Origin of the sequence: Mesorhizobium sp. YM1C-6-2 (assembly GCF_003666685.1) — a bacterium.
Classification (GTDB): Bacteria; Pseudomonadota; Alphaproteobacteria; order Rhizobiales; family Rhizobiaceae; genus Mesorhizobium_K.
Genome location: NZ_RCIZ01000009.1, coordinates 1 through 20,820 on the forward strand (window position 1 = coordinate 1; position 20,820 = coordinate 20,820).

26 protein-coding genes and 1 tRNA gene are annotated in these 20,820 nt (G+C 63.4%); 12 read left to right on the forward strand and 15 right to left on the reverse strand.

Features of this window, described 5'->3' with window-relative positions; translation table 11 throughout:
- Nucleotides 1-2,098 precede the first annotated feature (2,098 nt).
- Nucleotides 2,099-2,329, reverse strand: a complete 231-nt coding sequence (locus tag D8676_RS19860; RefSeq protein WP_121582843.1) for a hypothetical protein — start codon at nucleotides 2,327-2,329, stop codon at nucleotides 2,099-2,101.
- 266 nt (nucleotides 2,330-2,595) lie between these two features.
- On the opposite strand from D8676_RS19860, the gene D8676_RS19865 reads away from it, so the two are divergent.
- Entirely contained in the window at nucleotides 2,596-2,850 is a 255-nt protein-coding gene (locus tag D8676_RS19865) for a hypothetical protein (RefSeq protein ID WP_121582844.1), read from the forward strand.
- Between the two features lie 358 nt (nucleotides 2,851-3,208).
- On the opposite strand, the gene D8676_RS27430 is transcribed toward D8676_RS19865, so the two are convergent.
- Complete coding sequence (locus D8676_RS27430; RefSeq protein ID WP_183097175.1) at nucleotides 3,209-3,376, reverse strand: hypothetical protein; 168 nt, start codon at nucleotides 3,374-3,376, stop codon at nucleotides 3,209-3,211.
- Nucleotides 3,377-3,511: 135 nt separating this feature from the next.
- Nucleotides 3,512-3,587 (reverse strand) — tRNA-Asn (locus D8676_RS19870).
- Between the two features lie 190 nt (nucleotides 3,588-3,777).
- Between D8676_RS19870 and D8676_RS19875 the strand changes: the two genes are divergently transcribed.
- Nucleotides 3,778-4,077, forward strand: coding sequence for a PGPGW domain-containing protein (locus tag D8676_RS19875; RefSeq protein ID WP_121582845.1), 300 nt, complete (start codon nucleotides 3,778-3,780; stop codon nucleotides 4,075-4,077).
- Between the two features lie 8 nt (nucleotides 4,078-4,085).
- Here D8676_RS19875 and D8676_RS19880 read toward each other — a convergent pair whose 3' ends face one another.
- Complete coding sequence (locus tag D8676_RS19880) at nucleotides 4,086-4,721, reverse strand: hypothetical protein (RefSeq protein WP_121582846.1); 636 nt, start codon at nucleotides 4,719-4,721, stop codon at nucleotides 4,086-4,088.
- A gap of 124 nt (nucleotides 4,722-4,845) precedes the next feature.
- Between D8676_RS19880 and cysE the strand changes: the two genes are divergently transcribed.
- Nucleotides 4,846-5,694, forward strand: a complete 849-nt coding sequence (cysE, locus tag D8676_RS19885; protein WP_121582847.1) for a serine O-acetyltransferase — start codon at nucleotides 4,846-4,848, stop codon at nucleotides 5,692-5,694.
- Between the two features lie 179 nt (nucleotides 5,695-5,873).
- A complete protein-coding gene (locus D8676_RS19890; RefSeq protein ID WP_121582848.1) occupies nucleotides 5,874-6,077 on the forward strand; it encodes a DUF3126 family protein in 204 nt (67 codons plus the stop codon).
- 30 nt (nucleotides 6,078-6,107) lie between these two features.
- Here the strand turns inward: D8676_RS19890 and D8676_RS19895 are convergent, their stop codons facing one another.
- Complete coding sequence (locus tag D8676_RS19895; RefSeq protein WP_121583019.1) at nucleotides 6,108-6,779, reverse strand: hypothetical protein; 672 nt, start codon at nucleotides 6,777-6,779, stop codon at nucleotides 6,108-6,110.
- A 210-nt stretch (nucleotides 6,780-6,989) separates the two neighbouring features.
- Between D8676_RS19895 and D8676_RS19900 the strand changes: the two genes are divergently transcribed.
- Entirely contained in the window at nucleotides 6,990-7,520 is a 531-nt protein-coding gene (locus D8676_RS19900) for a gamma carbonic anhydrase family protein (protein ID WP_121583020.1), read from the forward strand.
- A 125-nt stretch (nucleotides 7,521-7,645) separates the two neighbouring features.
- Here D8676_RS19900 and D8676_RS19905 read toward each other — a convergent pair whose 3' ends face one another.
- The 3 genes from D8676_RS19905 to D8676_RS19915 form a co-directional block, all read right to left on the reverse strand.
- The gene (locus D8676_RS19905; RefSeq protein ID WP_121582849.1) at nucleotides 7,646-8,254 is read right to left on the reverse strand and encodes a transglutaminase-like cysteine peptidase; all 609 of its coding nucleotides are present in this window, start codon (nucleotides 8,252-8,254) and stop codon (nucleotides 7,646-7,648) included.
- 246 nt (nucleotides 8,255-8,500) lie between these two features.
- A complete protein-coding gene (locus D8676_RS19910) occupies nucleotides 8,501-9,118 on the reverse strand; it encodes a PilZ domain-containing protein (protein ID WP_121582850.1) in 618 nt (205 codons plus the stop codon).
- A gap of 120 nt (nucleotides 9,119-9,238) precedes the next feature.
- Nucleotides 9,239-9,871: a PAS domain-containing protein gene (locus tag D8676_RS19915; protein WP_121582851.1), complete on the reverse strand. Its 633-nt coding sequence runs from the start codon at nucleotides 9,869-9,871 to the stop codon at nucleotides 9,239-9,241.
- Between the two features lie 371 nt (nucleotides 9,872-10,242).
- Here D8676_RS19915 and D8676_RS19920 point away from each other — a divergent pair, with 371 nt between their 5' ends.
- Both D8676_RS19920 and D8676_RS19925 read left to right on the forward strand, forming a co-directional pair.
- Complete coding sequence (locus D8676_RS19920) at nucleotides 10,243-10,977, forward strand: rhomboid family intramembrane serine protease (protein WP_121582852.1); 735 nt, start codon at nucleotides 10,243-10,245, stop codon at nucleotides 10,975-10,977.
- Between the two features lie 117 nt (nucleotides 10,978-11,094).
- On the forward strand, nucleotides 11,095-11,526 hold the full coding sequence (locus tag D8676_RS19925) for a CBS domain-containing protein (protein ID WP_121582853.1): 432 nt from the start codon (nucleotides 11,095-11,097) through the stop codon (nucleotides 11,524-11,526).
- A 42-nt stretch (nucleotides 11,527-11,568) separates the two neighbouring features.
- Here the strand turns inward: D8676_RS19925 and D8676_RS19930 are convergent, their stop codons facing one another.
- Complete coding sequence (locus D8676_RS19930) at nucleotides 11,569-11,823, reverse strand: YjhX family toxin (RefSeq protein WP_121582854.1); 255 nt, start codon at nucleotides 11,821-11,823, stop codon at nucleotides 11,569-11,571.
- Between the two features lie 236 nt (nucleotides 11,824-12,059).
- Nucleotides 12,060-13,280, reverse strand: a complete 1,221-nt coding sequence (gene chrA / locus D8676_RS19935) for a chromate efflux transporter (protein ID WP_245426934.1) — start codon at nucleotides 13,278-13,280, stop codon at nucleotides 12,060-12,062.
- 202 nt (nucleotides 13,281-13,482) lie between these two features.
- On the opposite strand from chrA, the gene D8676_RS19940 reads away from it, so the two are divergent.
- On the forward strand, nucleotides 13,483-14,091 hold the full coding sequence (locus D8676_RS19940; protein WP_121582856.1) for a sulfite oxidase-like oxidoreductase: 609 nt from the start codon (nucleotides 13,483-13,485) through the stop codon (nucleotides 14,089-14,091).
- 4 nt (nucleotides 14,092-14,095) lie between these two features.
- A complete protein-coding gene (locus D8676_RS19945) occupies nucleotides 14,096-14,818 on the forward strand; it encodes a ferredoxin reductase (RefSeq protein ID WP_121582857.1) in 723 nt (240 codons plus the stop codon).
- A gap of 7 nt (nucleotides 14,819-14,825) precedes the next feature.
- Here the strand turns inward: D8676_RS19945 and D8676_RS19950 are convergent, their stop codons facing one another.
- From D8676_RS19950 to D8676_RS19965, 4 genes are all read right to left on the reverse strand, one after another.
- On the reverse strand, nucleotides 14,826-15,311 hold the full coding sequence (locus tag D8676_RS19950; protein ID WP_245426938.1) for an NUDIX hydrolase: 486 nt from the start codon (nucleotides 15,309-15,311) through the stop codon (nucleotides 14,826-14,828).
- A 220-nt stretch (nucleotides 15,312-15,531) separates the two neighbouring features.
- Nucleotides 15,532-16,029 carry a xanthine phosphoribosyltransferase gene (gpt, locus tag D8676_RS19955; protein WP_121582859.1) on the reverse strand — a complete coding sequence of 166 codons (498 nt, stop codon included), beginning with the start codon at nucleotides 16,027-16,029 and terminating at the stop codon, nucleotides 15,532-15,534.
- Nucleotides 16,030-16,125: 96 nt separating this feature from the next.
- Entirely contained in the window at nucleotides 16,126-16,950 is an 825-nt protein-coding gene (locus tag D8676_RS19960; RefSeq protein ID WP_121582860.1) for a universal stress protein, read from the reverse strand.
- A 139-nt stretch (nucleotides 16,951-17,089) separates the two neighbouring features.
- Nucleotides 17,090-17,830: a competence/damage-inducible protein A gene (locus tag D8676_RS19965; RefSeq protein ID WP_121582861.1), complete on the reverse strand. Its 741-nt coding sequence runs from the start codon at nucleotides 17,828-17,830 to the stop codon at nucleotides 17,090-17,092.
- 180 nt (nucleotides 17,831-18,010) lie between these two features.
- Between D8676_RS19965 and wrbA the strand changes: the two genes are divergently transcribed.
- A complete protein-coding gene (gene wrbA, locus D8676_RS19970) occupies nucleotides 18,011-18,610 on the forward strand; it encodes an NAD(P)H:quinone oxidoreductase (protein ID WP_121583021.1) in 600 nt (199 codons plus the stop codon).
- Between the two features lie 125 nt (nucleotides 18,611-18,735).
- On the forward strand, nucleotides 18,736-19,695 hold the full coding sequence (locus D8676_RS19975; RefSeq protein WP_121582862.1) for an alpha/beta fold hydrolase: 960 nt from the start codon (nucleotides 18,736-18,738) through the stop codon (nucleotides 19,693-19,695).
- A 22-nt stretch (nucleotides 19,696-19,717) separates the two neighbouring features.
- Here the strand turns inward: D8676_RS19975 and D8676_RS19980 are convergent, their stop codons facing one another.
- Nucleotides 19,718-19,975, reverse strand: coding sequence for a hypothetical protein (locus tag D8676_RS19980; protein WP_147448229.1), 258 nt, complete (start codon nucleotides 19,973-19,975; stop codon nucleotides 19,718-19,720).
- A gap of 494 nt (nucleotides 19,976-20,469) precedes the next feature.
- Between D8676_RS19980 and D8676_RS19990 the strand changes: the two genes are divergently transcribed.
- On the forward strand, nucleotides 20,470-20,691 hold the full coding sequence (locus tag D8676_RS19990; protein WP_121582864.1) for a hypothetical protein: 222 nt from the start codon (nucleotides 20,470-20,472) through the stop codon (nucleotides 20,689-20,691).
- Nucleotides 20,692-20,820: the final 129 nt, after the last annotated feature.

The window sequence follows — 20,820 nt, forward strand, 5'->3', positions numbered from 1 at the left end:
CGGCGGGCGGCCGATTGTCGTTCACCGCGTTAGTGCGCTCGTCGAATTGATCCCGCGCCGGCAAACGCGGCATTAGAGGGCTTCTCATTTCACCAACGCAAATACGAGCGCGCGCGGGAGGGGATGTCAACGGCTGATGGAATCCGGCCCTGACCGGCGAAGCCGGCGCGAGCGGGAGAGATTGGGGCTCTGCAGCCGCGCCGGCTCTGCGGGTAGCCATGTCGGACCACCAAGGCCATGGTAGGCCCGAAAACACGGCCGGGGCAATGTCGGAGAAAAAAGAGCCCGCCGTGCTGCTGACTTCCACACGGCGGGCAGCCACCACGTGTTCGCGTGCGTGGCGGCAATCAGCCATCAGGCGCGCGGCGGCAAGGGATTGTCAATCAGGGGCGACGTTGGGGGAGGTAGCAGGCTGGCGACCCGACCACCTCTCGCCGCCAGCCCCGTCGCTAGGCCCCAATGGGTGGGGTAGCGCCAAAGCGACGCTAGCACGCATCGCGCGGCAGCGTCGGGTTTTTTAATCGACGCGCTTGAACTGCTCGCTGCTAACGTCAGTGTCGCGGCCGCATCCACGACACAAAAACTCAGTATTAACCCGGAGCCAGCCGATTGTCTTTTTTTCGACGCGCCCGCAATGCCGGCAAACCACACCGATCTCGCGTTCAGAGCCCATGGGTTCGGTCACGGGTTTACCAGAATGCCCACTTCGCGCGCAGCAGCTATGAAAGCGAGGCGCGCGGTTTCCGTTGACTGGTTGCCGGATTCGACATCGGAGCATGCGCGAAGCGCGGAACGGCGCTTGTCAGTTCGCTTGCTCGGCCACCGCTTATGTAGAAACTCGCCACAGGCCCTGATGTCTGAAATCACAGTTTGTCCCCCAGCCGGGTCAGTAAAAACTGTGACGGGTGGATCGAACCGTTGATCGTTTAGGTGGGGGGTCGAACGCATGGCAGCGGAAGATCCTTTCGAGGATCGAAAGTCACCGTAGCATGTTGTGGAGATTTCCTCGCATGGTATTTGAGCCCTCGGACGAAGGAATTGCGCTTTGCCGGTTGGCTCCAAACTGCTAGGAGCGCTTATCCAGGGCGCGCTTTTACGGCCAGTTGGTCGGTCGTCCACCATAAAGGTAGCCGCCATGACCCCGACGATTGCATTGATCCTGCTCGCGGGATGCGTCGTAGGCATAGCCCTGATTTTTTTCATGCTGTCATGGCTGTAAGATGAAGCGCCTTCTGCCGAGATGATCCGGCGGCGCCCAGGTACACCATTCGTGGACGAGTTAGAGAGGAGCAGGCACTTGTCTCAGCAATCGCATAGCCCCGCAGATAGTGAGCAAACGCTGGAGCGAGTCGTGACCATCATTGCCTGCGTTTTCTGCACCGCCGTCAGCGTGCTAATCGTGTGGCCCCTGGTAGGACACCTAATAAGGTAGTGGATGGCGCGGCTTGCGTGCCTGGCTTGCTAAAGAACGGTCGCGGGAGGATTAGGGGGGGCGGTGGAGGCCTCGCCCCGGAATCGAACGGATTAGCCTCCGATGCGAAGACCGAGCTTTGGTCGGACACTTGGGATGATGAACTCGTACGATCGTTGTAGCGATCGTTCATCTAGGAATCCCGAGCCTCGACCAAGCATCTCGAAAGTCTTTGTCTTCTCCCGCGTTACCTGGCGTGTAGTGTCGTCGAGGCAGCCAGTAGCCGCGTTCAGACTCAGGTTTGCCGCTCCTTGTTCCCGGGTCGCGTTGCATTCGATGCCTAATTTCATCGAGCGTAAAAATGTAACATGCGATGTCCGGCGTGCTCGCGTAAACAACTATTATCCACCAGGGCGTGACAAGCCGCTCGGGGTTAATTCCAAGGCTTGTATCCTGTGGTTTTCCTGCATGAGCCTTTACCTGAATCGGATGGATTGTACGCTCATCATCAGATGACGCATAAAGATCCGCTCCCTTGGCGTTCCGCACAGTGGGCATAACGTTCCACCCTACGCGAGAAAGCTCTCTCGCTGTATGGTAGAGCCCAATATTTCCCGAGATTTGCCTTAAATTACTCATTTTATCGCTACCAATCCCGCAGCCTCACGCCAGGGTTGCCCGCCTGCTTCACGTCCGTCTGAGCGAAGATCGCAACTTAGCTACGGCAGCGCGTTTCGCCTCGTCGACGTACCGGTAGCGTTGCGCCAACTGCTTGCCCAGCACTGTTACGGAATAGATGTCGTTGTTTCGATTGACATGAGTGTGCGTCCCGAGAGTGTGAATCTCCGCGACGACTTTGCCTTCGAAGCGACCATATCGCACAGGATCGTGCGTGCGACCGGACCAGATGATTTTCATGACGCCCTCCCGACCTGAGGACAGCATGCCGCGCTCTTTGAACGCGGGCAAGTCGTGCCGCTTCTATGGAGGAGCAACAATAATACCTACCGCTTTACCGAAATAATGTCATAGTATTAAATCGTTAAATCGGTTCGTTATAGGGCGTATTAGCTTCAAATTAGGGTGTCATAGATTCATATTTTCTGTCTTGCGAAGTTTCTAGACTCATAATACTGTCAACGCACGCCAAAGATGGCGGGTGCGTACATTTTATGGAGGGAAATATGCTTGCAAGTTCACAGCAGGTGCCCGCCGCGCGGGTAGCGCCGGCCGCAATCTACAACACCGAGATCGAGGTTAACGAACCCAAGCCCATTCAAGTCGGCGAACTCGCCACAATTCTCGTGGCCATCTACGGGCGCCGCGGCGACCGCCTCCTGTGCGGATATGACCGGGACGGAAAGTACATCAAGAAGTGGTTCCGCGAGAGCGAGCTTACCGGCATGGGCTTCGACGACGGCTACGAAGACGGCGAGTAGGCGCCGCCTCATTCGGAGAGAGAAGCCCGCTTCGGCGGGCTTTTTCTTGCTGGTTTGCTAATATGTCGGCGGCCGTCACCCACCGGCCCCCTAAAATTCGGCCGCTTACATTGCCCGTCCCGCCACCCTCCGGGGCGGGCTTTTTCGTGCATGCAACAAAAAAGCGGGCTGCTAGCCCGCTTTCCTTCGTTCCCGAGACTTGCTTGGTGCCGGTTCCTTCATGGTCACCAAGCCGTCGACCGGTACAAATAACCGCAACCGCTTTTGGGGGATCTCACGGGCTATCTGCCCAGACCTTCCCGCTCCATCACAGTGCGATGTTCGTTAGATAGGATATCATTGCGTTTGGAACAAGGCGCTATTCCTCGATCCCAAGCCGAATGCGCTGGCCTGTTGCGAAGTTCTCGGCGAACTCCTGCGACTCGAACGACTGCCGGTACTGCTGCCCGTCTTCGATGATCGTGACCCACCACAGGCCGCCTGAGTATTCGACGGCAACGCTTTTGATGGGTGATTGATCGGTCATTCCCTCGCGTTAGCACGGCTCTGCTCGGCCCGGCGATAAAATATGTGTGTTGCTCAAAAGCGGGGAGGGAAAGCGGGGAAGGGAAGCGCCGTTTTGGCGATTTCCCTTGCTTTACAAGGCGTTAGATGAGGTAGATGGCTCCCTGAGCAGGACTCGAACCTGCGACCATTCGATTAACAGTCGAACGCTCTACCAGCTGAGCTATCAGGGAACAGGCTCGCGTGAACGCGGGCTGCTAATAGCACACCTTTTGCATTTGCAAAGGGGCGAAAGGAACTTTTTCGGCTGCTTCCTTTCGCGGCCTGCTCGCAATTTCAGCCAGAACGCATCATATGGGCATTCCACATGTCCATGTAGGTCGCCGGGGTGCGACAACAAGCGATGGCGCGCAAATTATCCGTATGACCGGAACGACCGAAAAAGACAGCGACTGCAACGCTTTGCCCCGCCGCAGAATCCGCCTGTTCGGCCGCACCATGCCGCTGCCGCACTCGCGCCCGGTCCGGATGACGATCGGCACGCTGCTCGTCGTCTTCGGCATGTTCGGCTTCCTGCCCGTGCTGGGCTTCTGGATGATCCCGCTCGGCCTGCTGGTGCTTTCGCACGACCTGGCCTGGGTGCGGCGGCGTCGCCGCCGGCTGGAGGTCTGGTGGGAGAAAAGGCGGCGTCGCCGCAACGGCGCGAGCGGGAACGGCCGCTAGATCGTCGTCTAGGCCGATTCGTCGCGTCCGGGCGCAAGTCGGCCGCCGCCGGCCAGCGCCGCGATCGAACGCTCGATGTTCCCACGGGCAGCAGCCTCGTAGCGCTGCCTGAAGGCTTCCGTGTGGAATATCAGGGGACGGGCGAGGAATTTCCTCAGCACCGCCGCACGGCCCGACCGCCATGCCTTGTCATCCACCCATGCGTATTCGCGCCTGACGGCCGCCTCGTAGGAATCGAATGTTCCTCTGGGGGCGCCGAGTATCGACAGGTCCATGTCGAGGAAGAAGGCGGCATCGCCGCGGGCGCCACGGCCGCGAAGGGCGGGCAGGGTGTGCGTGGCCGTGGCATCGATCATGGCGACGATTCGCGACAGCCGCGCGGGCGTGATGCGGGACGAGAGCCTTTCCACGGCGAGGGCGGCGCTTCTCGCCTCGTTGTCGCTGCGGCGGCTGTCATAGACCGCGTCGTGGAACCAGATCGCGGCCTCGACGGCCTCCGGGTCGGACAGTTCCGCCCGGTGCTCGTGCAGGAGCGCCAGCAGTGCTTCGATGTGGGCCATGCCGTGATAGTGACGGCCGGGCTGGTGGTAGAGTGCTGAAAGCTCGGTTTTCAGCGCCTCGCCGATCAAGGGTTCGTTTGCCATCGTGCCTTGAATCCGGATGAACCAATTCCATTTGAAAGAGCACTAAGGAAAATTGAGTTCAACAGTGGTATCATCCGTTCTATAGGAACGGCCAATGCGCAGACAGGCAATGGGAGCAGACCCCATGAACAAGCTGAACGTGGCCCGCGGCCCCAACCTCCAGCCGGTTGATCCGATCTGGACCGCCATCCGCGAAGAGGCGACGGAGGCGGTGGAGCGCGATCCGCTGCTCGCAGCCTTCCTCTACGCGACGATCCTCAACCAGGACAGCCTGGAGGATGCCGTCATCCATCGCCTGGCCGAGCGGCTTGCGCACCAGGATCTCGGCGCCGACATCATCCGCCAGAGCTTCAACGCGATGCTGAAGGCCGATCCGGAATGGAGCTCGATCGTCCGCGTCGACATCCAGGCCTATTACGACCGCGACCCGGCCTGCGACCGCTTCCTGATGCCGGTCCTCTATTTCAAGGGCTTCCATGCGGTGCAGACGCACCGCCTCGCGCACTGGCTCTACAAGGAGGGCCGCAAGGATTTCGCGCTCTACCTGCAGAGCCGCTCCTCGTCGGTCTTCCAGACCGACATCAACCCGGCCGCGCAGATCGGCAAGGGCATCTTCATCGACCATGCGACCGGCCTTGTCGTCGGCGAGACGGCGGTGATCGAGGACGACGTCTCGATCCTGCACGGCGTGACGCTCGGCGGCACCGGCAAGGCCGGCGGCGACCGCCATCCGAAGATTCGCCACGGCGTGCTGATCGGCGCCGGCGCGAAGATCCTCGGCAACATCGAGATCGGCCATTGCGCCAAGATCGCGGCTGGTTCCGTGGTGCTGGCGCCTGTGCCGCACAACAAGACGGTGGCCGGTGTGCCGGCCCGCGTCGTCGGCGAAAGCGGCTGCGACCATCCGTCCCGCCAGATGGACCAGCTGCTGCCGTCGCAGGCGATGGACCACGTTGTAAGCTTCGATATCTGAGGCGGCGGGCCGTCCAACTGCACATGCCGCATTCGTGATGGCATCGCGTCGAGCATAGCCCGGTCAGCCTTTACAGCGCAGGCTGCGCCGTGCCAGAAGCGCGTCCAATCAGAGAAGGCACGATCCACTGGAAGCCGCTCGCGCTTCGGATCATGCACCGATCCAACCGGAGAAGAATATTGAAGCCGGAAGAAATCAGGAAGCTCAGCGCCTATTTCAAGCGCGTGTTCCAGAACCCCAACATGGACGTGAAGGCGCGCCCGCGTAAGGAAGATTCGGCCGAGGTCTATGTCGGCGACGAGTTCATCGGCCTCGTCTACAAGGACGAAGAGGACGGCGATTACAATTTCTCGATGGCGATCCTCGACATCGACCTGAACTGAGGCGCCCCTTCGGTTCGACGGTGAAGTCCGTCAGCCGGCGGTCTTGAGCATAGAGGCCGCCTTGGCGCGAATCGCCGCGTCGAGCTTCTGCCAGTCGCCGAGCAGTTCTTTCGGGAAGCGATAGGACAGGCTTAGGTCGTTTCCGACATGGATGTCGCGCTCGCAGGGCGCGAGCGATTCCGCCGCACTCTCTCCGTCGAGGCAGCGCGCGACGAAGGTCTCGCCGTCGGGTCCGGCGGCGACAGCCAGCACCTCGTTCTGGTATCCCGACCTGCCGTCGAAAGCGTAGAGCGTCGTGCCGCCGGGACCTTCCGTTCCGGGGCGGACGAGCATGGATGCGTAGATCGGCTGGAGACGGCCGCTCATGTCGCGCGACATGATGCGTTCCTCGAAGGACAGGAAGAGGATCCTGCGCGAGTCCCCGGCATGATTGAAGTCGTCGCGGGCGGCGTCGCTGTAGCCATCGAGCCCGGGCCAGCGCAGATAGAGGTCGAGCCGCTCCGCCACGCCGTCGCGGCGCTGGCGGTCGAAGCGGACGGCGTTGGCCGGCGCCAGGATCACGTTGTTGCCGATGACAATCTCGTGGAGCGTGGTGTCGTCGGTGTGGCCGGCAAGCGCGATCGAGCGGCCGAACCATTTGCCGCCGACGCTGATGGCAAGCGACAGCAGGGCAAGCGCGGCGAAGACATAGAAGACCTTCATCACGAAGGAAGGTGAGATCGCGTGAGCGTTGCGCGGCTCGCCGGCCAGCGATGAGGCCTGTGTCATGGAGATCTCTTCTGACGATCCCGGCCACTCTGGCGCGGTCATGGTAAACGGAAGGTAAAGGCGCCGCTGCATCTGCCCGCCGTCGACCTTGCACATGGCGTGCCGATCCTCTTAATCACTGCGAGGACAGACAGAGGAATGATGATGCCGATCTATGCCATTGACGGGATAGAACCCGTTTTCGCCGACCGCGCCAGCAACTGGATCGCGCCTGACGCCACTCTGATCGGCAGGATCAGCATCGGTCGCGACGTCTCGGTCTGGTTCGGTGCTGCGCTGCGCGGCGACAACGAGCTGATCGAGATCGGCGAAGGCACCAATGTGCAGGAGCATACGGTCATGCACACCGATCCCGGTTTTCCGCTGACGATAGGCCGGGGTTGCACGATCGGGCACCGCGCGCTGCTGCATGGCTGCAGCATCGGCGAGAACAGCCTGATCGGCATGGGCGCCATCGTGCTGAACGGCGCGAGGATCGGCAGGAATTCGCTGGTCGGCGCCGATGCGCTGGTGACCGAGGGCAAGGAGTTTCCCGACAATTCGCTGATCATCGGTTCGCCGGCGAAGGTAGTGCGCGTGCTGGACGACGAAGCCGTGAATGGGCTGCGCTCGGCGGCCGAGCACTATGTGCGCAACGGCAAGCGGTTCATCAGCGGCCTGGCGCAGGTCGGCTGAAACGGCGGAGCCGGCCCCGGGGACAAGGGGCCGGCTCCTGACCCGGTCGTTGGGGACGGGGAGGGTGGGGACTCGACCGGGTTTTCCCTGAAATCACACCCGTGGGCAGGACTTCTTCTCGTACGTCACCTCACGCTGCCGACGGCGATGGCGGAGCGGCTGTCGTCGATGGAAACCCAGGCGCCCGAGTGCCTTTCGGACTGGCGCTTCAGATAGGTGTAGTCGGTATCCGACCATGCGAGCACGCGCGGCTCGAGATTGTCGAGGATGAAGTCGCCGTGGCTGGTGCGGATCGTCAGCACCGCGTGGCCGTCGCCGTTGCGCTGGCGCACCACCGTCATCAGCAGATCGCCGGCCGGGACGCCCAGCGCCATCAGGCGGCGGCGCTTCTCCAGCGCATAGTCCTCGCAGTCGCCGATATTGGTGGGGTAGGACCAGACCTCCTCCTTGCCCCACATCTCCATGTCGGTGCGCGGGGTCACAGCAGCGTTCACAGCATTGTTGATGTCGATTATCGTCGCCCAGAGCTGGCGCGTCAGTTCGATCGGCGCCTGCTTCGGCGTCTTCTGGCGGCATTCGCCCGGCTCGCGCTGGCAGAATTCGTAGTGGCCGATCGGCTGTGTCGTGCGTCCGCCCGTGTGCATAAAGGCCGGTCCGGCCTGGGCAGCGTCTCCCCAGACGCCGAGCCCGATCATCACCGCAAGGAGCAACGGCGTCCCCGCCCTCTTGAACATTTTTTGTCTCCCCGTTCGAGGAGGACAATGGCAGGGCCCGATTTACTTCACGCAAAAACCAGGTCGGAATCTTGAGTAAAATCAAGAACTAGTTGTAAAGAATTGAGAATAAAATACACAACAAGCTTGGTTAAGATTGTCTGGGCCGATAGATCGAGCCCTTGCCTGGCAAGGCGTTGCGCGGGAGGCCCGGAACGGGCCTGCGGCGGCGCCGGTCCGGCAAAAAAGTGACGGCAGGAGCGTTTTTTACGAAATCCGTCCGCCGAATTCGCTGTCCAGCGTCTCGGGGCGCTGGATGACGGCGAACTCGATGGCGAGGCCGTCCTCGAAGTGGCGCACCACCTGGCCGCGCATCGTGCCTAGCGTGACCTGGATGCCGACGGCAGGCTTGACCTCGATCTCGATCGCCGCCCCGGAAAGGGACAGATCGATGATGCGGCAGGGATACTGGCGGCCGTCGAGCAGATGGAGCACGCTCATCGGATTGCGCGGCGCGACGCGCTCGTGCCGGCGATCTTCGGGCAGGTCGAGCTCATGCTTGTTGGCGAGCCAGGTGAGCTGCGCGGCGAGCTTGTCCTTCTTGCGCTCGGACGCGACGACCGTCATCGCGAAGCCGTCCTGCAAGGTGCGGGTGACGACGCCTTCGACACGGCCGATGTGGTCGATGTAGGCGATGATCCTCTCGCCGGGCTGGCCGATGCGGTCGGTGCGCAGCGAGACGTTGCCGGGCGACATGTCGATGACCTGGCAGGGATGCTCGGAGCGGTCTTCAAGCATGAAGCGGCCGTAGATCTTCACGCGGACGCGTTGGAAGCTACGCCTTTCAGCCGCGGACGGCGCATAGTCGATCGCCGCTGACCTCATCGCTTCCCTCAACCTCCGCTGAAACCTTCGCGAGCCGCACGAAGATACGCCGCCGAAATTAGCGCCATAGGGGTTAACAAGCGGTAAGTTTTGGCCTTCGGATGCTAACGGAAAAGCGCGTCAGTCGCGTCCGCCGTCGAGCACGAGAAGATGACGGATCCGGCGCGAACCGGCCATTCCGCGGTCCTGCACGGACGGTAGTTCGGTCGGAGAAAGGGCCGGAACGTCGATGGCCGGCCGGTTCTTCAGGAACAACGGCTCGGCGTCTGGATCGACGACGCGGACCGACACGATCCGGGCTTCGACGATCGGGTCCGCGCCGAGCCAAAACGGCTTTTGCACTGCGGATACCGCGCCCAGGCATCGCGGGTTGTCGGCGCCTCCTTCGAGCGGCAGGATGATCATCTCGAAAGGATTGGAGCGCTGGCTGTTGCTGATGCCTTCGAAGGCGATGACGACGACGTTGCTGGATTCAAAGACACCCTGGACAAGGCGGCCGACCAGTTTCCGGTCCCTGTCCTGCCAAAGCGAAGGGAAGGAAAACCCCTTGAGCTCGCGGCCATGGGCAGCGCAGAGCCTGCTTCCAGCCAGCCGGAACACGGCCTCGCTGCGTGTATCCCGCTCCAGAATGAAGGTGTCTGCGAGCAGGGTCTTGATGTCGGCCGGCTCGATCTCGGTCCGTTTCGGGGCAGGGCGGCCGTCGCGAAGGCGATTCCAATAGTGGAACAACGCAATTGATCCGTCCTGCTTCATGCCACTTAGCTCCGCTCGTCCGGTCGTTAGGTGTGCCAACGCCGAACAGAATGGCGCCCTCCGACGACCTACATGCCGGGTGCAGCAGGATGCGTGCCAGCAGGGGTTTGGGGTTGTTAACGGACCGGGGTCATTAAGGTTAACAATGGGTTTACATTGCAGGTCGAATGCCGCCGTGGCATACAAAATCCGGGGTTAGGACAGCACTTCCAGTCAAATTCTAGGGAGGGTCGGGGGACTCAACCAACCGTTCAGGGGAAACCCTGGACGGTTTTTTCTTTCGTGATTCGCACTGTTCCGGCCGGCTTTTCCTTTTGTGATTCGGGCCTGGCTCGACTAAACGCGGATAAACCTCACCGGAACCATTGCGCATGACAGAGCCGGTCCCCGAGACCCAGCCGAACACCGAGCCCGACAACAGCAGGGAACCCCGCCGCCGGGAGCCGGTGTTCAACCTGCCGGGCGTGGTGATCGCCTTCATCGCGATCTGCGTGGCCGGCTATTTCGCCAGCAGCTACCTGCTCGACGACCAGCAATATTTCTGGCTGCTGCTCCATGCGGCGTTCATCCCGGTCCTCTACAGCGGCGAAATCCCGCTCGACTTCTATCCGGTGGCGGGGCCGGTCACCTATTCGCTCATGCACGGCAGCATCGCGCATCTGGCCGTCAACATGATCTGGCTCGCGGCATTCGGCTCGCCGCTCGCAAACCGCACCGGGCCGCTGCGCTTCGTGCTGTTCTGGATCGTCACGTCGCTTGCCGCGGCGGGGCTGCATTACATGATCTATCCGACCAGCCAGGCGCCGCTGGTCGGCGCATCGGGCGCGATCTCCGGCATGATGGGGGCGGCGGCCCGCTTCGGATTCCGCATAGACCGCTCCTCGGGCCGTCCCGCTTTCGGCGGGCCGGTGCTGCCGATCTCGCAGGTGCTCACCATGCGCGGAACGGTGGCCTTCCTCGCCGTCTGGATGGTGATCAACATCGTCACCGGACTGGTCGGCTTCGTGCCGGGCCAGGACAGCCAGATCGCCTGGGAGGCGCATATAGGCGGCTTCGTCGTCGGCTTCTTCTTCGTGTCCAGCTTCGTTGGCGGCCGCCGGATCTGAGCGTCGGCTGCCCGACCGGATTAACCCTCTTGAAAAGGTCGCGTTCCAACGGCACGATTGGACCCGCAAGCAATAAGTGGGGGCGGTCGGTCGACGCACTAAAAGCAGGAGGACGCGGTGACGGTAAAAGCCATTCTCGACGCCAAGGGACATGATGTTTTCACGCTCGGGCCGAACGAGAAACTGTCGGAGGCGATCAGGCTGCTGGCAGAACACCGCATCGGCGCGCTGGTCGTCACCAATGGCGACCGCAAGGTGGTCGGCATCCTCTCGGAACGCGACATCGTGCGTGTCATCGGCAAGGAAGGGGCCGCCGCGCTTGACCTTACCGTGCGCCAGGTGATGACGCCGAAGGTCAACATCTGCAACGAGCATCACACGGTCCATGAGGTCATGGAGATCATGACGCGCGGACGTTTCCGCCACCTGCCGGTGGAGAAGGACGGGCAGCTCGACGGCATCATCTCGATCGGCGACGTGGTGAAGCGGCGCATAGAGGATGTCGAGCGCGAGGCGGAGGACATCCGCAGCTATATAGCCACAGCCTGAAAATCCGGATCCCGCCGGCCAGAACCGGCGGGATCCTCTTTCTTACCTATTGTCGAGTTGCGCGCGCACCAGTTCGAGCCCCCTGCGCGTGATGCGGTAGGGGCCGCCGTCCGAAGACGATACCGCCTTCTTGCGCTTCAGCTTCCTGAAAAGCTCGAGGTCGACCCCTGGATAGCGCCAGCCGTCGCGGGTGAGGCAGACGACCTCGGCGATGCGCTTGCTGTGCTTTTCGATTTCAATCCGCCCGCCTTGCGCGAGCAGGTGCAGAACGCGTTGTTCCAAACGCGAGATGTCCATGTGGGAAATTCCGGTAACCTGGCCGGGCTGCTGATACGAAGAGCAGGCACGCGGCCGAACGCCAAAATCCGCAGCCGCGAGAGATCGCGGCACGGGGTTCAGGTGTTGATGCCCTGCCTCGCTACGAGGTCAGGGCACTACCGGGTCTGAGCAGACAGAGACATCCAGGCTCCATAGGATGCGTCGCCTATAGCGGAAGGACGGCCGGAATTCCAGAGTGCGGCCGGAACAACCCGCTAGAGGATCAGGAAACCGGCGACGCCGGCCGCCACGACGACTGCCCAAGGCGGCGCCTTCCAGGCGGTGAGCGCGACGAAGGAGGCGGCCGCAATCGCCATGGCGTTGCCGGAGACGATGCCGACCGTGAACACGGGATCGTAGAGCGCTGCGGCGAGCAGGCCTACCACCGCTGCATTGACGCCGAGCAGCGCGCGGCGGGCGAGTGGCGCCATGCGCAGCCCTTCCCAGAAAGGCAGTACGCCGACGATGAGCAGCATCGACGGCAGATAGATGGCGACAAGCGCGATGGCTGCACCAAGCAGGCCGGAAGGCGCGCTTGTGTAGACCGCGCCGAGATAGGCGGCGAACGCGAAGAGCGGGCCGGGAACGGCCTGCGCCGCGCCGTAACCGGCGAGAAACGCCTGCTCGCCGACACGACCGGTCTGTACCACCTCCGCTTCCAGCAGCGGCAGCACGACGTGGCCGCCGCCGAAGACCAGCGAGCCGGTGCGGTAGAAGCTGTCGATCATCGCGAGCACCGGATCGGCGGTCCACGAAACGAGCAGGGGCAAGGCGACAAGCAGCAAGGCGAAGACGGCCAGGAACGCGACGCCGGCAGTCTTGCCGGTCGTAACGGCAAGCGAATCGTGGCGGGTCATCTGCGGCAGCGACGGACGCAGCCAGACGAGGCCGGCGATGCCGCCGGCGGCGATTGCGAGCACCTGTCCCGCAGCGGTCGGCACCAGCATGGCGACGATCATTGCCACTACTGCGACCGTCGCACGCTCACGGTCCGGCGTCAGGCTGGCGGCCATGGCGATAACGGCCTGCGCGACGACGGCGACCGCGGCCGCCTTCAACCCTTCGATCCAGCCGCCGGCTTCGGGAGCGATCGCGGCCGCTCCCCAGGCGAAAGCGACAAGCAGGATCGCAGAGGGCAGGGTGAAGGCCACCCAGGCGGCCAGCATGCCAGCGTAACCGGCGCGGCGGAGCCCGAGCGCCATTCCGACCTGGCTCGAGGCCGGGCCTGGCAGGAACTGGCAGAGAGCAACGAGATCGGCATAGGCGGCCTCGCCGATCCACTTCCGGCGGACGACGAAGGCTTCGTGGAAATAGCCGAGATGCGCGACAGGCCCACCGAACGATGTCACGCCGAGGGTGAGGAAGGCGCTGAACACTTCCGCAGCCGTGCCCCGCTGCGGCTCTTGAGAGTGGATTTCGACGTCCTTCGCGTCCACGCTTCCGTGCTCCCTGGCTGAACTTACGAAGACGGCTACAAGACAAGTGTTACAGCGCTGTATCGTCCGGTGCAAAAGCAGGGCTGCGATGCAATGTGACGCCTTGCTTCCAGCAATTGGAACGATAGGGCTTGATCCTGCGGGGCTTGGGTGGGATCGTTGCACGGAAGACTTCATAACGGTCTTGCAACGGGGCATTCCAATGGCGACGCGGGGATTCGTTGGACGACGGGGCGGCCCGGAGGGAACGACCGAACGGTTGCCGCCCGGCCAGTTCCTCGAAAGCGGCTTTCCCGTCCTTTCGGCCGGCCCGACGCCGCGCATCAAGACCGAGGAGTGGAGCTTTACGCTGAAGAACGGCGTCAGGCCGGTGAAGCGCTGGAACTGGGCCGAGTTCAACGCGCTGCCGCAGACGAAGATGACGCGCGACATTCACTGCGTGACCACCTGGTCGAAGTTCGACACGGCGTGGGAAGGGGTGATGGTCGACGACATCCTCGCCGACGCCTATATCGAGCCGCCGGCCGACTTCACGCTGGCGCATTCCTATGACGGCTACACGACCAACGTGCCGACCGCCGATCTTGTCGGGGGCAGGGCCATGGTCGCGCTACGCTACGAGGGCAAACCGATCACGCCCGACCATGGCGGGCCGGCGCGACTGCTGGTGCCGCATCTCTATTTCTGGAAGTCGGCCAAATGGATCAACGGGCTGCAGTTCACCGAAAGGGATGAACTCGGCTTCTGGGAACTGCGCGGCTACCACCGCTACGGCGATCCGTGGCGGGAGCAGCGTTACACGAACGACTAATTCCATGCGCTGGCAAAGGGGAGTCGTCACCGAGATCGTGCGGCGGTCGCCGACGGTTTCCAGCTTTTTCTTCAAGCTGCCCGAATTCATCCCGTTCACCGCCGGGCAGCATGTCAGCGTGCGGCTGACGGCGCCCGACGGCTACCGCGCGCAACGCAGCTATTCGATCGCCTCGGCCCCAGATACGACCGGCCACATCGAACTCGCCATCGAGCGGCTGGAGGATGGCGAGGTGTCGCCTTTCTTCCATGAGGTGGTCGAGGTCGGCGACGAGATAGAGCTTTCCGAGCCGATCGGCGGCCATTTCATCTGGCGCGTGGAGGATGCAGGGCCGATGCTCATGATCGGTGGCGGCTCGGGCGTCGTGCCTTTCGTGTCGATGGCCCGGCAGAAGGCGCTCGCCGGTTCGTCCGCACCGATGCTGCTGCTGTTTTCGGCACGCACGCGGCGCGACCTGCTTTATATCGAGGAGCTCGAACAACTGCGCGCCCGGGGCGACGGCTTTGACATGGTTGCAACCCTGACGCGTGAAGAAATGCCGCCGGCGGGGATATCGAAGGGCAGGCTCGATGCGGGGATGATCGCGGGCAGCCTCGCGAGGCTGCCCGGCAAGCCGAAGCGCATCTACATCTGCGGCTCGAACCCGTTCGTGGAGAACGCGGCCCAGCATGCTATCAATGCCGGCGTGGAGCCTGCGCTGATCGCCACGGAACGCTACGGGGTCTAGGCCAGGCTCAGGCTGCGAATCTGCGCGGGTCGGCGCCGAAGGCCGAGACCAATTTGCATAGGTCCGGCTCGTTGAGCATGCGCGCCGCCTCGGAGGGCGTCACCCATTTGCGCTTGCGCTGCCGCTTTTCCTTCCATTTCTCGGCGACCTTGTCGACCTCAAGCGCATAGACCAGCACCTCGCAGGGTACGTCTTCGCCTGAGGACAGCGCCTTGGAATAGTAGTAGCGGCCGGCGTGCTGGCGCGAGACCGAGCCGGAGAGGCCGGCTTCCTCGGCGGCTTCGCGCGCCGCGGCGTCGTAGAGGTTCTCGTCATTCTCCGGCCAGCCCTTGGGCAGGACCCAGCGGCCGGTGTCGCGGCTGGTGATGAGCATGATTTCGACGCCGTCGCCGGCCGTGCGCCAGGGCAAGGCGGCAACCTGCAGGCGGCAAGGCACCTTGCCGAACAGACGGCGCACCCTTTCCACCAACTGGTTGCTTGTCAGCGCGTTCATGATCATCAGGAGGATAACGTCCCCGGCTCCGATTCGTTTGCCGCCTTATTAATTCTAAGGCTAATTAGCTATAATAAAAGTAAAAATTCTTTTCGGGATTTCAAGATTCCAGCTTCGCGCAAGGGCCGGCAGGCGTCAGCCCGCGACAGCCGACACCTGAACATGATTCTGTAGCCCCGGTGTGACGGGGCCGATCAAAGATCGTAACAGGAGAGTGAGGTCAGCCGGCGTGGTCGTCGGCGATCGGCTTCTGATAGGTGAAGCCCATGTCCCAGGGGAAATAGATCCAGGTGTCCTGACTGACCTCGGTGACGAAGGTGTCGACCAGCGGGCGGCCCTTCGGCTTGGCGTAAATGGTGGCGAAATGCGCCTTGGGCAGCATGGCGCGCACGACGCCGGCTGTCTTGCCGGTGTCGGTGAGGTCGTCGACGATCAGCACGCCTTCGCCGTCATTCTCCAGGAGGGAAGGGGTGATCTCCTTCAGCACCTTGAGCTGACCCTGCGAGGCGTAGTCGTGGTAGGAGGCGACGCAGACGGTCTCGATCATGCGGATGCCGAGCTCGCGCGAGATGATCGCCGCCGGCACGAGGCCGCCCCGGGTGATGCAGACGATCGCCTTCCATTCGCCATTGACGCCGGCAAGCCGCCAGGCGAGCGCGCGGGCGTCGCGATGGAACTGGTCCCACGAGACGGGAAAGGCCTTTTCGGGAAGCGACATGCGGCTGCACTCCGGCGGTTGGAATGCAGGCGGAATTAGCCGGGAATCCGGGCCTCTGGCAAGCCTTGACCCGGACGATGGCGACGATTTCCGCAGCTATCGCGACAGGAAGGCGGTTACCGGCATGGATTGCAGCACCGTGCGGGTGACGCCGCCGAAGAGAAGTTCGCGTAGCCAGGAGTGGCTGTAGGCGCCGAGCACGAGGAGATCGGCCCCGGTAGCGGCGAGCCTGCCGCGGATGACGTCGTCGGTGGCGAGGCCGCCCGACGCCTCGGTGTGGACGGTGACGTTGGCGCCGTGGCGCTCGAGCGCGGCGGCGATGTCGGCTCCCGCCTCGACGACATCAGGGTTTTCAGGCGGGTCGACCAGCAGAATCTCGGTGCTCTCGGCCTCGAGGATGAAGGGTAGGGCGTCGAAGGTGGCGCGCGACGCCTCGCGGCTTCCGTTCCAGGCGACGATCACGCGCCGGAATGAGGCCAGGCAAGGGGCGTCATGCGGGGTGATCAGAACCGGGCGGCCTGCCTCATACAGCAGGGAGTCGACGTCGGGTGAAGCGCCGTCCGACCCGGACTGGGCGGCGACGACGAGATCGCAACTGCGGGCGCTGGCGACGCCGGAATGGGCGCTGTCGCCGGAGAAGCTCTCCAGGCTGCGCCATTCGGCAGCGATGCCGGCGTCGGTCGTGTGCTTCCTGAAGATCGCCTCGATCTTCTTCGAGCGTTCCTGGTTCACCTCGGTCGAAGCCTGGATGAACTCGGCATCGGGGAATCCGATCGTCGAGGTGTAGGGGACAGGCAGCGCCTCGGCATGCAGGCCGATGAGATGCGCTTCGTAGCGGGCGGCGAGCGCGCCGGCGCAATCGCTTACGCGCTCGGCGTCCTCCGCGCTCTGGATGATGGCAAGGATGGTCTTGAACGGCATGGCTTCCTCCCAACGGAAAGGCGCAGTGCAGCAACCACCTGTGAACTGTATTGGTTCTCCACGGCCGCGCAAGCAGCGTGTAGTCGCAGGCCGGACTGCCCGACATAAACGCCTGGTGCCGGGTGCATGTTCCGCACGGCTATGCGGCTGGCGGAAGCGCCGCGACCATTTCCTCGACGGCCTTCCTGGCGGCGTCCAGCGCTTCCTGGGTGCGGGCACGCACGACCAGATCGGTGCGGAAGGTGCCGTCGAGATATTTCGGGTAGGAGCCGATGATCGTGTCGGGATGCGCCTTCTGGATTTCGGCCAGCGGCCCGCCGATGATGCCTTCGCCATGCGGACACGGGACGGTGGCGGAGAGCAGCTTGGCGCCGGTCCTCAGGGTCGGCACGACATTGTCGAGCATGGCCTGGAAGATCGAGGGCACGCCGGCCATGACATGGACGTTGCCGATCCTGAAGCCGGGCGCCGCGGAGACCGGATTGTCGATGTGGGTGGCGCCGACCGGCATGCGCGCCATGCGCTTCCTGGCATCGTTGAACTCGATGCCGCGCCTGGCATAGCTCTCGGAAAGCAGCGCCATCGCCTTGGCGTCGTAGTCGCAGGGCACGCCGAACGCCTTGGCAACCGAGTCGGCCGTGATGTCGTCATGCGTCGGACCGATGCCGCCGGTGGTGAAGACATAGTCGTAGCGGTGGCGCAGCGCATTGACCGCGGCGGCGATCTCATCCTCTTCGTCGGGGACGATGCGGACTTCCTTCAGGTCGATGCCGACGGCGGTCATCATGTCGGCGAGGTGACCGATGTTCCGGTCCTTGGTACGGCCGGAGAGAATCTCGTCGCCGATGACGATCATGGCGGCGGTGACGATGTCTGACATGGGAAACCTCGGAAAGCGCACATCAGATAGCGCGACGGCCCGCCGACCGCAACGTTATGCATACAGTGAACAATCCGTAGGCATATCGACTACTTCCATTGAACGAACGCCATCCTAAGTTCGCCGCGTGCACAGCCGGAGCGCATCCGGCGAGCCGAAAATTCGATGGAGAAAAATACGATGGCGAAGATTCTGGTCCTCTATTATTCGAGCTGGGGACACATGGAGCAGATGGCGAAGGCTGCCGCCGAAGGGGCGAGAGAAGCCGGAGCGGACGTGACGATCAAGCGGGTTCCGGAACTGGTTCCCGAGGCGGTCGCCAAGGCTGCCTACTACAAGCTCGACCAGGACGCGCCGATCGCAGAGCCGCTGGAACTCGAGAAGTACGACGGCATCATCTTCGGCATCTCCACGCGTTATGGCGCGATGGCCGCGCAGCTCAAGAATTTCCTCGACCAGACGGGGCCGCTGTGGGCCAAGGGCGCGCTGGTCAACAAGGTCGCGACCGTGATGTCGTCGACCGCCACCCAGCATGGCGGTGCCGAGTTGGCGATCCTCTCCGCCCAGGCTTCGCTGCAGCATCACGGTATGATCATCGTGCCGTTGTCCTATGCCTATCAGGGGCAGTCGGGCAACGACGTGGTGCGCGGCGGTTCGCCCTACGGCATGACCACGACTTCGGATACCGACGGCTCGCGCCAGCCCTCCGCGCAGGAACTCGAAGGCGCGAAGTTCCAGGGCAAGCGGATGGCCGAGATCACCATCAAGCTCCACGGCTGAGCGTTTTTAACCAAATGCAAGGCGGGCGGCCTATCTGGGCCGCCCGTTCTCGTTTCGGGCCGGCGGCTTGTCCGCCGGCTTCAACGCGATAGTCTGCATGCAGAATTGCAGGCCGCGGGGAGATCATGGCTCTGGTCATCGGCTGGATCGTCGGCGCCGCATTGCTAATCGCGGCCTTCATCGCTGGCTATTTCGTGCTGACGACCCAGCGCACGGCCCGCGAGGCTGAGCGGCTGGTGCCGGCGTCCGGCAGGTTCATCGATGTCGCGGGCAACCGCATTCATTACGTCGACACGGGCGAGGGGCGTCCGATCGTCTTCGTTCACGGGCTCGGCGGCCAGTTGCACCACTTCCGCCATCCGCTCTTCCCGTTGCTGGCCGGCTATCGCCTGATCGCCCTCGACAGGCCGGGGTCGGGCTATTCGGTGCGTGCCGCCGGGGCGACCGCGCGGCTGCCGGAGCAGGCCGACATCGTCGCCGGATTCATCGAGGCGCTCGGGCTGGAGAAGCCGCTGCTGGTCGGCCATTCGCTCGGCGGCGCGGTGGCGTTGACGGTGGCGCTCGACCACCCCGACGCGGTGTCCGGCGTCGTGACGCTCGCACCGCTGACGCATATGGAGGACGAAATTCGGGCCGAGTTCAGGAGCCTCTACATCACCTCGAAGCTCAAGCGCTGGCTGGTGGCGCAGACGGTCGCCGTGCCGACCTCGCTGAAATATGCGCCGCAGACCCTCGATTTCGTGTTCGGTCCGCAGAAATGGCCGGAGGACTATGTCATCGCGGGCGGCGGCATGCTGGGGCTGAGACCCAGCCACATCTACGCCACGTCGAGCGATATCGTCGCGATCGAGAAGGATCTGGGGGAGATCGAGAAGCGCTACGGCGAGATCGGGATGCCGGCCGCCATGATGTTCGGTGCGGCCGACCGGGTGCTCGACTACAGGCGGCACGGGCTGCCGATGCGCGAAAAGATCGCCGGGCTGGATTTCGACCTGGCCGAGGGCCAGGGGCACATGCTGCAGTTCATGGCGGGCGACCGGGTGGCTGCAATGATAAAGCGGATCGCCGCAAAAGCGTTCGCGTAACCGGCAACCGCCGCTTCGCCGATCAGCGGCTGGCGAGGCGCAGGCCGCCCGACCGCCTGCGGTCCAGGCCGGAACGTTTCGCGTCGCGCATCGAAGCGGCGTCGAGCCGGTTCCGGTAGATGCGCTTCAGGATCTCGCAGGCCGCCCTGGCGCGCTCCTCGCTGCGCCCCCGGAGCGCGCAGCCGCCGAGCGTCGCGACAGCGCCGGTTGCCTCGTCCCACACCATCCATGTTCCCGACGGTTCGGGCAGGCAGCGAAATCTCCGGTGGTGGTTGTCCATGAGGTACCTCGCCAGGCAGAACGGCGCGGTGCGGCAGTGGTTCAAGGTTCGCGGTGAGGATGGTTAACGAAACCTTGCTCGATCGGAGCTGCCGGGCCTCGTCCCGGATTAGGGCCGGCTCGGTCGGCTCGACTTTCGCCTGGCTTTTCTCGCAGGCGGTGGCTCGCTTGCCGCTTGGCGAAGCGCCCGGAGGCGGGCCGTCTTCTCGTCGCGCGCCTTCCGCTCGGCAACAAGCAGGATCCAAGCCTCCCGATCCGTCTTCGCAGCGCGGTTCTCACGTTCCTCGGGGGTGCTCATGCCAGAATCTCCGTTCGACAGGGTCCGCCCCGAAATGCCGCGGCCATGACGCATCTCGATGATCCGCAGCCCGTGAACGGCCAACTTGCCCCTTCCGTTCCCCTGATTCGGACGAATCCGCCTCCGGGGCTGGCATATGGCGGCGGTGCGGGATAGTCTCGCGGCGTTCGCACTGTGCTGGGGAGCTTGCTGCGTCCATGAAAAGATTTGTCGCCGTGCAGGAACCGACTTGCACGTGGGCGGTGCTCGACACTGTCGAGAACGTGCCTGCGGAATTCGGTGATGTGGTCCTGATCGGGCTTGGAATGGGGCAGGCGATGAAACTCGCCTCGCTTGCCAATGCCGAGCAGCCGATCCGGATCGGAGAGGGGCGAATCGCAGGCACCAGGCTGCGGCTCGTCATGGCCAAGGCGGCATAGCCGTCGAGGCTTGCCGGTGTTTCAAGACGATCGACACGCTGGCCCGCCAAAAGCGGCCGGTGCCGCTGGCGCGTTCCGGTGCACGCCGGGTGAGGGACGACACAGGCCCCCGTGTCCTTTTCAGCCGGA